Consider the following 14,932-nt stretch of genomic DNA (forward strand, 5'->3'; position numbering starts at 1 on the left):
TCATTAACCAAACATCGTCTCTTTCAAATAACGTACAGCTTCTTTGTTCGTAATAATGCAACTTACTTCATTTCGATCTGTAACAGAGCTCCATGACAACCAGTTAAAGGAACCTACTATAGCATACCTATCATCTATAATAAGCATTTTAACGTGTGTAGGAGCATTATAAACGAGATTACTACCAAGAATATCATGTAATTTAAGAATTGCTTTTCGAGCTCTTTCACGATAAGCCGATCCAGTATAATCAATATTAAGTAACGTTTGCAAGAAGGCTGGGTTATCAATCCCCTCAACTGGAATTGGAGAAGTTGGCTTGCGATAACCATAATAGATCTTCACATATATTCCTAATTTAAATTGCCTTTCAATCTCAGAAACTACAGTATTAGGGCCTATTTCTGACATAATCCAAGGTGAATGTATCACCATGGAACCTTTTATATTTATAACTACATAACGGAGTAACTCTTGATGTTCAGCGATTGAACTAATGATCCCCAAAGGAAACTTGTTTTGAACATACTGCCCAATCGTATCTTGTAAATTATAAGGTGTATAGGCCATGCATCTACAAATCATTTCTATTTCTGAAGATTCCAGTTGTCCATAACGCTCCATATCAAACAGGCTTATTATTCGGCCTTTCTCTTTTATTACTTTATACAAATTACCAAGCTGATTGGGTGCATTCTCCAAAACCGTTAAATTTCCGATTATAATGACTTGCTTTTTTGCGCGAGATAAGACTACATTCAACATATTCGCTGTTCCGCCAATAAATTTAACTAAACCTTTCTGTTTATCCAGTGAATCTACGACCAGGGAGAAAATAATGCAGTCCTTTTCTTGACCTTGAAATTTATGAACCGTTCCTGCAGCAATGCCAAACTGTTTCTCTAATGTTAACGATAATGCTTCCGCTTGTGCGCGGAATGGAGTTATAACTCCAATACTATTGCCATAAGCTTTCTGAAGTTCAGGCATCAATTTTGCACAAAAATCTACTTCTGTTTGATTTACATGACGAGATCCATTTTTAGGTCCTCGAACATCAATCGCAATTAGATTCTTGCCAAAAAGTTTTTCATGGTTGTCATTCTTAAATACCTTAAGTTTATTTGAATACACATAACGATTACTGTATTCAATAATGCTTCTCTCGCAGCGCCGGTGTTCTTCAAGAATAATGCCCTCCCGACGACCCTTCATTTCTTCCCAATAATCAGAACCGCGATTAGCATAAGATTGAGCAGAATTTAAATCAATTCTGATGATGTCTTTGTCCATATTTTCAAAACGTTCATCATCTATAATTTCAGAACCTTTGGCCCGAACTGGCTCTATTTGTGCGACATCCCCCACAATAATGGCTCGCTGTGAGCGGAATAATGGTCCACATAAATAGTGCGGTAGGATCTGCCCAGCCTCGTCAACCAATAACAAACCGATTAGACTTGGAATCAATTGCTTGAAATTTCTATAGCTCCCTTTAAACGAATGAAGGGTACACGTGATAATGGGAAAGCACAGAAAAATAGTGTTCCACAGTGATTTTAAACAGGCAACCTGTTCAGAGTCATACATTTCTAGCGAATTATAGAAACGGTTAAACCAGCCGCCTCCATTCGTACAAATTAATTCAAAGTTTTTAAGTATTGCATCTCGATTGAGCAGTATATACTGCTCAGTTAAATCAAGCGCACCTTTAAATAGTCTATGACGAAGTATTAGCAAATAAGGTGCATTGGCCAGGCTATGCCATCCCGCAAATTCCTTTTCATCAACTTCTACACTTCCCGCCAATTTTATCAAATCAGCAATTTCGTACTTGGGAACTGCGACCATCTGAATATAATGATCCAGTGCATCCCTAAAATTTTGCATTAACTGCTCAATGGCTTTAATATTTTCCTGCAAATTATTCCGGCTGTCACCTAGTTCGTTCAACCTGTAATCTAACCCCTTGAGCTGGGATGATAGTTGAGCTAATTCCTCTCTTAATAGCTCACTCTCGGTTCGAAGTTGGGAAGCACGATTGTTGATCTCCTTCAATTCAGTTTGTAGCTTTTCTAAACTGAACTTGTGCTCTTCTATGCTATCGTCAATATATCGGAGACTTGGATACTGACTAAAAAAGTTTCTCCATCTGGGCCATAATGCAGCAAACCAACCCCACTTCTTTCTTTGTTTATAGGTTTCGTAGGCTACATACAACTCCTTTTTTTCAGCTAGGATTGTTGGAATTTTTTGTTCCGTGGTTTGAGCATTACTACTAAGTGAATTAAGCTCTGCCCCCAATTTTTCCAACAAACTATTAATTGCGTGGTGTTTAGCCTTTATAATATTCTTCTCTTCCCCAACTTGATCAAATTCATTGCTTACAGTATGCAGTCGAGCTTTGAGTGTTGATTGTAAACTAGTAAAATCCTTTGCTACAATCCCATTTCCGTTAGCGGTATCTTTTAATCCTTCATAAAGCTTTTTACGACGGGCTACCACTTGAAGAAAACTTTCATTCACAGTTTGAAAATCACGGTATGCTTTGACAAAAGTTTCACGTATCTCTCTTGCCTTTTCTTCGTTTACTTCCATCTTAGAAAGTCCACTTTGAAAAATCTTGAAATAAGCCAAGAATTTCTCTTCAAAATTCTTTTTGTTTCCCATTTGACCACAGAACGTTCCTGTATAAGATGCATTCTGTTCACCTGACTCTAATCCTGCTGCTACAATCGTTTTACAAAAATCAATTTCCTGTGCAAGCTCGTTGCCAATATTATCAACCGCCGCATTATTCGTGCTTGCGACAACCATAGAATGTCTAGATATTTTTTCTAAATCCGGTATGGTAGCAAATGTATTGTTCTTATACATTACTTCAAGCCAAGGAGCATCCCAATTTTCTGTTAGTATAACTGCTTTTTGAACAAATTCATTAGCGGCAATCTCTTTAAGTAACGTTGTCTTACCTGTTCCTGGAGGTCCACTTACAGCTAAAAGTTTTACCTTCTTCACAAGCTGCAATATGCTCCATTGTTTGAAGTTAACTGGATATTCCTCTGTATAACTTCCTAAATGCAAAAGCAAGCTGCTTTTCATGATACTGTCAAAGGGATTATATTTCGCAGTATCTTCCGGAGATATGTATTTATTAAGTACCTCGGGGATGCTCTGACGGTTTTCTACCAACTTGCATATATTCTCAATTTCCTTGCGAAAAATTGGTTCGTATGTCCCATCTATTGCTTCATGGGTAATAAATACCTTATGTGTACGCCTCCACCCTTCCTTTTCGGAAAAATCCTTCCAGCGAATACTTGCTTTTGGATATTTTGCATTAATCGTATCATCGATATAGTTGATAATTTGTTCTATGTCTTTTTGATTTACGCACGAATTAAGTTCCTTCAACAGTTCCTGCATTTCCTCAGCATAAGCCTGCTCTAAAACCTCAATCTCTTCATCCAAAAGTCCTGCCATTATAATAAGCAATGCTTTGTTCTCATACTTAGATGCGAATACTTCCCCATCATCACCAAAATAGCAAGTAAATACAATGCCCGGTTGTTTAAGCGTACCGTATTTGTCATATTTCTCTAAGATATAATCACATAAAATAAAGGTATCATCTAAAATAAGTTGCTCAGCCTGCTCTTTGATATTGCTTTTATCTCCCGGTAAATAAAAAGAAACCGTATCCAGTATTGAATCTAAAGCAACAATATTTTTGGTTTTAATAATTTCCTCTAACTCTTTCCGATCTTCAGATGATAACTTCTTTCTATTTCTTGATCGTTGCTCAATAAGCCTAATAAGTTCTAGTTTCCGTTTTTCCTGAATCTCTTTTGCAATCGTCTTTCCGTCAGTTTTAATACTTTCCGGAAAATCAGACCCTGGATTAAATGCTAGGTTTCCCTCACGATAGCGTGAATTTCTTTCATATTTGATGAAATAATCTAAGATACGCAATAGGGAGTCTATGTTTCGTTTATTCGTTGCTTCGCTATAATTGCATTTATCGCTCATTCGTTATGCCCCTTAAGTCAAACTCGGTTAATTAAATCTTCGCCAACACCTTCTCAAACTTAGCATAATTGACCACAACCCCATCATCCAGATCAATTTTAATCTGTTGATCGGCGAGATTATGAATGACTTCGTCGTATTTTTTTAGTTCTTCCATCTGTTTGGTTAAGACTTTCAGCCGTTTCGTCGCTTTGGTCTTTTCGGTTGGCGAGTCTTCTGACACTAACACTTGATTTAGGCGCAGGTACTCTGCCTCAAGTTTATTTTGCAGGGGGTGTAGGTAATCCGTACGTATACGGGATACCATATTACTGTCATAGCGGTGCATATAGACTAAGGCATTAAACCCTTGTTCTTTGCCTGATGTGAATAACCAGTAGATCGGTCGTTTCTTATAGATCTGGACATGATCCTTATAAAAATCTTTTAGGAAATATCTCCGAATACACTCCCGGCTGGATTCCTTAGCCTTTTTGCCTAAAGTTTCCGCAATGTAGTCAAGATTAGTGGCTAAGGTATTCTCCCCGAAAGCGACCTTCACAAACTCCACAAATTGAGTTACTATATCATCGTCAAAATAGGCATCACTTAAAACAGGTAAAATGCCGTCAGTATCAGCCTGAAAGGTTTTGTATCTTTCTGGATCGAACTTTCCGCCGGCAAAGACTAATCCTTCTTCATTGAGAGAATATCTGCCAAGCATACAACCCACGGCATAGGAGATGAAGGATTTAATATCTCGCACTTGATCTGCTTTTCGGACAGTGACATCTTTGTCCTTTACATCTGAGGTCAGCTCATCTTGGAGGCCATAAGTATCTATGAAGATGCGGTTTAGTTTTTCTTCGTTAGCTTTTAATTGGATAAATTGAGTCTCTGCGAAATTAGACCAAGTGATAAAGGCTTGTTTGAATGTAGCATCTTCATTTTTATATGTTAGAAAAGGGTGGGTTTTAAAGTCCCAAGAAGTTTCAAAGGAATCCCAGTCAGTTTTTGAGATTCGTATATTTTGGTCTACCATAATTTCAATGGTGTCAATATTATTAATAAGTAGTGGAACTTGAATTAAGTCGCCTACTTTGAAATCTACTGTTGGCGAGAAGATTTTTAAAAACGTATTGCCAACACAACCGTTTAACAAAGCCAAGATGTATTTCAAGTGCTTAACATTACTGCAAAATCCCATTGCACCCTTTGAATCAAAAAGAAATCCTTCAGGTGAAAATCTCAATGAAATACTACTAATGCTCAAAGATGTCCACGTAATCCCATTCTTAAAAGAGAATTCGCCGTTATAATTATGTGAACGAATACGCCCAGTACTAGTATCAATGTTGTTTCTAATTTCTTCACCATCGTTATACCAATTCACAACATATTCATTATTTCCGTACCATCGCCTAAAATCTCCACCCTTATTATATGGATACCACTTTTTGCAAGAAATTATAGAATCGTTAACATTAGACATATTAAACCCTATTCTATGAAAATCAACTTCTACCCAATACCTTAAAAATCTATTGTTATCAGCAGTTGCCATTCCTTCTCTAGTTGTTAAGTACTTATCTACTTTAATATTATCAAACGTTTTTAATAAGTTTGTGCTAACCCAATAAGCGATTGGGGTACAGGGCATTTTGCAATAACTCTCCTTGACTGTTTCATAATTACCTGTTCTATCAAAGAACCAAGCTTCTTTTTGTTCAAGGCTGTCTACCGAGCCTTGTTTTTTATATAGCTTCCTATACGTTGCTTTGAAATTCTTTATGTCAGTATTTCTTATAATAAATGCAGTGGTTCCAAAATCAGAACCAAACACGCCTCTTCCAAAATGCAGCATATTCGTGAATGTTTGGTCTGTAATTATCTTTTCTCTTAACTTTTCAAAGCTTAATAAGAACATCCAACTCGGTATATTTATCATAGACATAAAAGCATCACTTTTGCACAATTTAAGGGTTTTTTCCATGAATACAGTACTCATATCAGCCTTTGAGTCTAGGTAGTTCCTTTTTACGTATTCAGATAACTTCGCTCCCATGCCGCCATTTCCCATATAAGGCGGATTTGTACAAACCACCTCATACTTCATTCCCATAATCCTCGCCTGCAAAATCAACCCAGGCAACTTCTCCAAAATAACATCCCGATAAGGAACCTCCAACAAATCTCTTGCTACACTGTTTTTCAGTTCATCTATTCTTTGCTCCAGAAACTCCAGATCCAGTTCTCGAACATCTAATATCGACCCATATTCCTTAGCGTCCTCAAAGGCATCAGCTAGATATGTAATAATCCCCCACTCACGGTTCCGCTCAAGTTCCATGGCTTCCCTATCCACCAGAATCTCTCTAACTTCATTGCCCATCCAATTACTATCTTGAATGGCACAGATATTTATCTTAATATGGGTTCTAAATACCCCTCGGTACTTACTCCTCGCCTTCATTATGACGGCAAAGGACGCCAGTTGTGCAGCACGATCATCAATATCTAAACCATATATGTTATTCTCCAATATCAGCTTCGGAATATCCTCTTCCATATAGCCGTAACTCTTATAGATTTCATACAGAACCTCAAAGGCGTAAACAAGAATATGCCCAGAACCACAACATGGATCCAGAACTTTAATGTCCAATGGGTTAAGATCGGGATTTTTTAGTATATCCAATTGTTGTTGTACTTCAGGTTCCTGCTCCGCTTCCTCAAGATAGTACTTCCACTGGGCTTTCAGTTCCTCGTTAAGATGGGATTCTAGCCATAATCTTCCCAAGGAGTTTTCCACCATGTATTGGACAATCCACTTTGGCGTGAAGAGTTGGGTAGCCGCTGGGATATTTTCCTTAGAGATTTTCTTGTTTTTCTTCAGATCAGCAAAGACTTCATCCTTCTTCTCAGAGATGTAATACTGATACAGCCAGCCGATAATCTCGACTTCTTTCCAGTCTTCCTCTGGAATAGATGTAGACATGTCCCGAATGACAGACCCTTCCTGCAATAAATTGTTTGGGAAGAGCAGTTCTGTATAATCTGCAATCGTTTCAAACATGAATGGCAAAATCACATTTAACTCATTGCATTGGTGGATCAGTAAATACTTAAACAAACCCTCTAAGTCATTTTTATCTTGAAAATCATAGATCACGTTTTTATCAACAGCTAATTCTACGTTCAAGGCCTCCCTGATGATATCCGGTTCCACTCTGTTTGGATCAGGGGAAGATAAGACTCGTACTCCTGTGGGCAGATAGTCGTTGACCTCCATAAAACGCAAGGCAATGAAGCGGTTAAACCAGGTGTAGGCAACCTCCTCCATAACCTGGGTATATCCTTTTTGCTCGATCTCCTGAATCAGCTTGTCTCTTTGGTGTTTAAAATCCTTTTCCTGGGGGATATTGTTCAGGATGATATGACCCGCTTCTTGCTTTAGCTCTGTAATACTTTTGGCCGTAATCCCTATTTGAAAGGCTTTCTGCATGACTTGCTCAATCAGTTTCTTACGGGCACTGACGGCAAAGTTTTTTATGGCTGATTTATTCATGGTATTTCCTCCAACTATACAAGCCTGACATTTTTATTGGCACGAATATAGCTTTTTAGTTTATTTCCCAACTCGCTCGTTAAAGCATCCACATCTGCTTCAGTGGTTATGAGGGGAGCTGATCTAAACAGCTCAGTGATTTGAAGATGTTGCGTAAAGCGAGACGGGGGTTCAATGACCGGTGGGATTACTGTTCCTCCCGGTCCAAGGTTAGGATTGGGATTTGGGGTAGGAGGCGGATCAATTGGTTTGGTCTCGTCGGAGATCATTTCAAAAGATCTTAATTTTAAGATTTCGCTTTCCGTCTTCATGGCTATTGCTTTATAGAAATTATTGACGGAGTCGATTCTATCCAGTAAAGTTTCAAAGGGCTTCTTGATCCGTTCTTGGAAACTGATGTCTAACTCGAACTTGCCTAATTCATCCTTTACTTGGGCATAGTCTGCTTGAATTTGAACCTTAATCGGTTGGCATTTTTCCTGGAGTAAGAGGACAAAACGGTCATTGAACTTAGCAACTAAAGCAGGTAATTGAATAATTTCCGCATAGGGGTTAGAATTTTCTACAATACTTTTTACTTGAGCAACGGTTTCGTTGATTTCTTTGTCTAGGACATAGGTCTCATTGTCTTTGTAGATCTCCAGCATTTTCACAGCTTTTTCGAAATGCGGGAGTTGGTTTTTGAAGAATCCTTTGACCTTTTTGACATCCTGCGTGACTTGGGAAATTTCTTCTTCCGTTTCGATTAAGGTGTTGTAGAATTCCAGGGCGACTTTTATTTCCGAGAGTTTCTTTAAGAGCATAAGGCAAACCTCTAGGGCATGTTTACCTGGGTACTGTCCATGTTGATAACGGCTAATAATTCCCTTGATTTCGCCCATTTCCTTGACCATTATGTCCTTTAAGCCTTTCATCAGGCTATCTTCATCCTGGGGCAGGGCGCCATGATCAAAGACATTCCGTCCAATATTCCTAGCCTTGAGTAATAACTCGGCGGAAACCAGAACTCTTTTAATAATCACTAGTTTTTCGACTTCTGTTTTCTTGGTCAAGTAGTTGGGGATTTCTTTATCCGTTATATCTAGATATTCAGCACCATACTGCAGCTTAACCTCTTGCAGCTTGAATAACTTAGCCACTTGAGCAGCGATGTCGATTTCTTTCCAGCCATAGGGTGCCGCCTTGAAGTAGTCGAGGACCATCTTCATGGTTACTCGGACGTTTCGGTCGTGGTTTCTTCCTATATAATTATTAAGTTCGTCCAAGGCTAGTTGATTCGACTCGTCCTCAACCAATTTTATCTGGTGATCATTTTCGGTGAGAATTTGCCACAGATCACTATTGACCAGCACAAACTTCTTAATATAGTTCAACTTAGTATAGATACTTTCCACCATAGACTGAAAAGCCTTGTTAAGTTTTTCCACGGGTTGTACACTCTTGATCTCGACCTTTTGAGCGTTAACATAGATATCTGCTTCAGTAATGGCCGTAATGAGTAGGCTCTTGACCCGATCTTTTCTGGTCTTTAGTTCCCTGGATTTGTTGTCTATGATCCCTTGAATAGTTTCCGGTAAGCTGATCGAAGCTGTTTTGGTACGGTAGGATTCAATCTTGAGCACTTCTTCCATCTCATACCAAAAGTCAGCATCAGGCGGAAGTTTCACAATGATTTTGTCTCCGCCAAAGGACAAGTTCTTAAATTCTTGTTCTCCATACTCACTGTAATGGTCAAAAAATGGGGTGATCATCCGAATCCCCATTTCCCCATCCTGCTTGCCACGAGGGCGATCATCAATCTGTTGGTTGAACGCAAAGTCATACTTGCTGTTATATTTATACTTTTTGTCCGGGTAGATATCTTCAAAGATTACTTCTCCAAGTTTAGCACTGACGTCACTGGGGTCGATCAGCATATTTTTGATTTCCCGGTTAACATCCTGCTCATCATCGGTTAAGAAGGTATATTCATCACCATCTTTTTGAATCAGAGTTTCCTGGACCAGCCTTCTGAGGGATTTCTCGATGCTCCCTTTTAGGGTGATTTTGTCCTCGTCAATTTTCGTGACCATTAAAGTGGCCAAGTTTTCTAACTTAGGCTGAATTTCTTTGACATATTTAATCATAAACAAGAGTTTTAAGACATCAAGATCTTCAGGATGCAGCTGGGTGTTCTCCCTAGCTTGGTCAATCACCCGCCGAATCGATCCATCAAGAAAGGTTTCAATAGAATTATAAAATGTGTAAAACGGAACTAGCGTGCCGATTGATTGCTCACGGTAGGCCTGGGCGGATTCTTGGAAGGCACTCAGCAAGGATCGTTCTCCTTCGGCAAGGTGTTTGCCGGATGAACCATGTTTTCGAATACCCGAAAACACTTTTTGCAAGAGGTTGAATTGGTACGGGATAAAGGGGTATATCTCAATAAAGTCGGTTTTATTGGCAAAGTTTTTCATTTCCGCAGTGCCTGAAGCAAAGCTAATTGTATTGCGCAGCTTGGCGTTACTCTCATCATAAAGCAGCCCTAATGTATCTTGGGCTGGAGCCGTTTTTTCTAAAAGGCGTTTTTTGATGACTTCATCCACGTTGCTACTGGATAAGTTGATCCGCGTATTGAAGCGACCCTGAATTTTCGAGAAGTCTCGTCCTTTGACCTTAGGCGTGACCGAATCTATATCTTCCTGTGACGTGACGATTACCCAGGCTTTGCCCTTACATTTAGCGCCCAGTTCTTCAACGATGGTTTGCAAGTCCAACATCATCTGAGTATTATCCCCGATGTACTGTCCAATTTCGTCGACCAAAAAAACGATGTGATGGTTTCGGCCTCTTTCCTCCAGATACGCTTTGACCGCTAAAGCAAATTCTCCGATGCTCGTGGTAAAGTTGTTATCCTTGTTATTAAACCATTCTAAAGCTGAATCTTTAGAACAATTCCGTACTTCCATCAGCGAGTTCACAATAAGGTCCCGATCGAATAAGACACGCCGCCTGCGGTTTTCCCAGAGGTCACCGGTTTTCTCTTGAATGATGGATTTAAATTTCTCGTAATTTCCTTCTTTTACGAGCTGACTTTCCATATCCGCAACCCAGGGTTTACTCCCATAGAAGCCTTGCATCTCATAAAAGACCTTAATGAACACCTTGAGGATGGCATCTTTTTGACTGCCGGTGCCATAATCACTTTTGGAATCAATATTAAAGAGCACAATGTCAGAAGGGACTTGTCCAGCTCGTTTAAGATTGGCGAGTAAGATCGGGTCCTTAATTTTGCTGTCAAAGAAGCTAACCGCTTCTCTGCCATCTACCTCTTGGTTTTCTAAGATGTAGGATAAAATCTTTAGAAAGTGAGATTTACCAGACCCAAAGAACCCTGAAATCCAGACCCCCATGGCATCGGTCGATTGATTGATTCCCTTTATGTAAGCATCAAAAAAAGAGTCAAAATGTCGGTTGAGCTCTTTCGTCACCACATACTCATCTAACTCTTGGAAGATCTCCGCTTGTTCTAATTGCCCGACCTTGATAACTCCTTTGATATCCCTGCCGATCCGTTTGGCATAGATCTCTTGTAGTTGCATAATTCTCCCTCAATTCCTACTTCTCAATTAAGCGAAACGCTCGATAATAATTGTCATCTTTGAGCTTGTTAAATAATCGCAACTCTGCACCATCATAATTTCCTGGGAAAAACATAATAACCGGGACCTTATCTAAGACGTGGTGTAAGTTATTCAAAATGTTATGGGATCTGACCAGCGGCCAGACCTTCCCCACTCCCGTGAGGAAAACCATATCCGCTCCCTCAACCTGACCAGCAATCTGTTCAACATAGACTTCTGGACTAGCGATATCTCGTAAAGCTTCGCTAATGTACATTGACCCTTGTTCAGCTTCGATTTGGGGTAAGTCCTCTAATACCCCTTCGCGCTTTAATAAATCTAACATCATATCGTAGAGGTCAAATTCTATGACCTTTCTGCTTGAAGGTCCGTCAAATAAGGCACGTTTTAAATAAGCTATATGTTCCCGAACAATGAGTTCTTCACTAGGGTCATAGTCGAAGATGTAAAAGCCTATTTCATTTCCTAATCCCTTGTTCGCTAAAAAGGCGGGAGATTGGATCTTCTCTAATATCTTGTCCAGGCGTTCTCTGATTAAAGTCATGACATTCTTCCCCCTGTGATAGCGCGAATAAGTCTATGGTCGCCAAGTTTTCTCAAATGGTTAAGCAATTCTTCTTCTATGGTAGGTGGAGTGAGGGTTTTCTGATGTGTATTGTTTATCAAACCTGCCTCAAAGAGTATTCTACTATAGACTGCTGACAATTTTTTGAGGGTGTATTCTTGCCAGCCTGCCACCTTGGAGCTTTGTTCTGCTTTATTGTTAAAGAAAATGCGAAAATCCTTAGGCTCTAGTTCTTGTTCTCCGAGCTGAACTTTTTCCATATAAACTTCCTCTATGAACTCCCAAAAAAGCCTGTTGGTTTTCACAATGGCGATTAAGGTTACAAGTTTGCTCGTATGTAAAGAACCGTTTACCAAGATGTTCAACATCACTTCATCTAAGATCGCTACCCGCTTAAGAGTAGCCCTTAATAGTTTATCGATGCTTTTATTTGTGGCAGACTGGAACAGGTTTTCGTCCTTAATTTTTGCTCTTATTTCAACGGGCGAAAGACCGGCCAAAGATAGTTTAGCAACTTGTTTTAGTTCAAAATATAAATAGGGCTCACCGGTTAGGTTTGCGTAGTACTGTGCTTCCACTGCATCACTTCCAATTTCTGCTTTAACTAATAGTGTTATCAAACATGCTGCTCTTTAACCGAAACACGGGAGATTAAAGCAGTCCTTTTTCTGCACAGCTGACATATTGTTCTCCTGCTGCAATGATGTGATCAAGCACGGAAATGGAAATCTGTTCTAAAGCAACTTGAATTCTTTTCGTCACTTCAATATCTTGTGACGAAGGAATGGGAGTCCCTCCTGGGTGGTTATGGGCTAGAATGACACTCTGGGCTTTATGTCGCAAGGCTGTTTCCACGATGAGCCTTGGGTAAACTGGTGCTTGGTCAATAGTTCCTTCATGGACGAGGGCTGAGTATATCACTTTATGTTGGGCATCCAGACAGATCACATAAAAAACTTCATAGGTTCTTCCCGCGCATAGTGTTAGGACATACTCCCCCGCTTTGGCAGTACTATCAAGGGTAGGCCTTGCTCCCCAACGATCTTTCAGATATATTCGGGCCAATGAAGGTATAAGAGCTAACAGTATAGCTGAGTTTTCTCCCAAACCTGGAGCCTTTGCTAGATCTTTGGGATCAGCTTCCAAAACTCCAGACAAAGAACCGTATTTATTAATTAAAGAATGGGCGAGTTCGTTGGTGTCCTTTCTCGGTATGGCGTAGAACAACAGAAGTTCAAGGATTTGATGGTCTTCAAAGGCATCTAGACCCTCTTCGATAAATCGATTCTTCAATCGGGTTCTGTGTCCTTCGTGCACGAATTAATGCCATTCCTTTCGTGGTATAGTTGAAATTTCGGTTCTTATGGATTTCTCCATTTTTCCTGATTAACCTGCTTTTTGACTGAATTAATTAAATTTCTGTAGCCTTGGAAATACTTCGAATCTCATGAAAATGACAATTTAATGTAAATCCACCTGAAATGGCATGACACATAACACGTCCCTGTAAGTAAGAATATTATCTATAATTTCGGACTGCCCGGTCCGGAACTGTGTATGTCCAAAATACTTTTTCAAAATAGTAAACTTGTCCATTTGTTCTCTCCCGATATCATATTATATTAAAAATACTAATAGCTTCTGAGCTGGTATTTATACAATAATTGTAGACAGCCTCAAAACACAGTTCTACTAGATAAATCATATTTACAAAATAGACTATTAAAAGGATCACCCTGTAATATCCCTATAGCTATGGGCGAAGCCGCTATAGCAACATTCAGCTAACACTCGGTCACATTCCCATGGCTTGTGACCGTGCCGCAAGCAGTTCTTCAGCCGCCTAGTTTTAGATAACGCTACCGTCAATTCATTATCAATCAATTTTAGTAAGCTGCACATAACGGTCCCATTGAGCTACTCTTTTCTTTATATTTCCAAGCAATTTGTCGTAATGTGGCTGCGAAGCCATTAAATGAAGCATGGGTACTTTAGTTTCACTTATGATCAGCTCTGCCTCTATGTTTTCGGCCATACAATGCTTAATCGTTTTCCAATTGTCAATAAGTTCTGTGCCTGAATGGAAACGATCCCAAATCTGAAGCTCGTCACACAGCACAGCTAAGTAGAGCAAAGGCTCTTCTTCAAGGTTAAACATAATTCCCGGCATATTGTGATAGGCTACCGCTTTGCAAGCTGAAATTACATACTTCTCCAAATTATGCTGATAGTAATGAAAATGTGCATTCAGCTCCTTGTATAGCAAAGAATACTTTTCTGCCGCATGTTTACTTAACCAGTACCAGATTGACGTGTACTTTAACAAAATTAAACTGCTTGCTATACCATGATCGACAACTGGATGTTCATTATCATAACCCGTGGAAGACATTTGGTACGCAAATGAATGTAACCCTGGCCCAATGCTATGCGTAGAATTCATCGCTTCTAATCCAGATTGGTATGATTGGAGCAGTTCAGCGAGCCACGGGATATGGTCTAACGATTCAATGAGCTGCCCGAACTTGTCTGTTCCGCATGGGATGGTAACTTATACTGTTCGGAAAATTCTTGCCATAGTTTTTTTAATTCCATTTTACCTTCTTCACTTAACTCTTCTGAAAACCGCTGGAAATAATCAAATGAAAGCATTTCATCAAATAATTGCCACGATGACAAATTATCTCTTTTTTCAAAATCGTAATACAAGTAACCCACATCATGAAGGAGCGAGGCGAATGTCCATTGAAAAATGAATAATTTTAGGGGCTTACTGCTGTTTATAGATTTGTCGATCGCTTCACGTATTCCTGAAATATGGTCGTATACCCAGATACCAAGTAAAAACAAGTATACCGTATGAGCTGTGTGATCAGTTTGTTTATTGTATCTAATCAAGTGTTTAATTTCCAATGTCGCCACCGTGGAACGTAAAGGAATCATATCTGCGAAATCTGTTAATGATAAAATACGCTCACTTAAAAATTCCGCATGCTGCAGTCGTTCAATATCTGAGCGACTGGCAAAGAATTCTTTCAGATACTTAGCTAAGCCGGGAATCATCCCTCTTAAATAACCTGCTGCTCCAGCTCCATGCTGAAAATGATTTAATAATAAAGAATGAATATGTGTACCGGAAGTAGATGACATCAAAAAACATCCTTTCCA

Annotated in this window: 8 protein-coding genes; all 8 read right to left on the reverse strand. The window is 39.4% G+C overall.

The window, feature by feature from the left end:
• Window positions 1-3: 3 nt before the first annotated feature.
• A complete protein-coding gene (locus VZF35_RS13275) occupies window positions 4-4,029 on the reverse strand; it encodes an AAA domain-containing protein (RefSeq protein ID WP_407314275.1) in 4,026 nt (1,341 codons plus the stop codon).
• A 31-nt stretch (window positions 4,030-4,060) separates the two neighbouring features.
• Window positions 4,061-7,576 (reverse strand): BREX-1 system adenine-specific DNA-methyltransferase PglX, encoded by a 3,516-nt coding sequence (gene pglX / locus VZF35_RS13280; protein ID WP_407314277.1) that lies wholly within the window; start codon window positions 7,574-7,576, stop codon window positions 4,061-4,063.
• 14 nt (window positions 7,577-7,590) lie between these two features.
• Window positions 7,591-11,157, reverse strand: a complete 3,567-nt coding sequence (brxC, locus tag VZF35_RS13285) for a BREX system P-loop protein BrxC (protein ID WP_407314279.1) — start codon at window positions 11,155-11,157, stop codon at window positions 7,591-7,593.
• A 16-nt stretch (window positions 11,158-11,173) separates the two neighbouring features.
• Entirely contained in the window at window positions 11,174-11,743 is a 570-nt protein-coding gene (locus VZF35_RS13290; protein ID WP_407314281.1) for a DUF1788 domain-containing protein, read from the reverse strand.
• Entirely contained in the window at window positions 11,740-12,384 is a 645-nt protein-coding gene (locus tag VZF35_RS13295; protein ID WP_407314283.1) for a DUF1819 family protein, read from the reverse strand. The genes VZF35_RS13290 and VZF35_RS13295 overlap by 4 nt, the downstream gene beginning before the upstream one ends.
• Before the next feature lie 31 nt (window positions 12,385-12,415).
• A complete protein-coding gene (radC, locus tag VZF35_RS13300) occupies window positions 12,416-13,081 on the reverse strand; it encodes a RadC family protein (protein WP_407314285.1) in 666 nt (221 codons plus the stop codon).
• Between the two features lie 559 nt (window positions 13,082-13,640).
• Window positions 13,641-14,156 (reverse strand): hypothetical protein, encoded by a 516-nt coding sequence (locus tag VZF35_RS13305; protein WP_407314287.1) that lies wholly within the window; start codon window positions 14,154-14,156, stop codon window positions 13,641-13,643.
• 107 nt (window positions 14,157-14,263) lie between these two features.
• Window positions 14,264-14,914, reverse strand: coding sequence for a hypothetical protein (locus VZF35_RS13310; protein WP_407314289.1), 651 nt, complete (start codon window positions 14,912-14,914; stop codon window positions 14,264-14,266).
• Window positions 14,915-14,932 lie beyond the last annotated feature (18 nt).

This window comes from Desulfosporosinus paludis (assembly GCF_045689965.1).
Classification (GTDB): Bacteria; Bacillota; Desulfitobacteriia; order Desulfitobacteriales; family Desulfitobacteriaceae; genus Desulfosporosinus; species Desulfosporosinus paludis.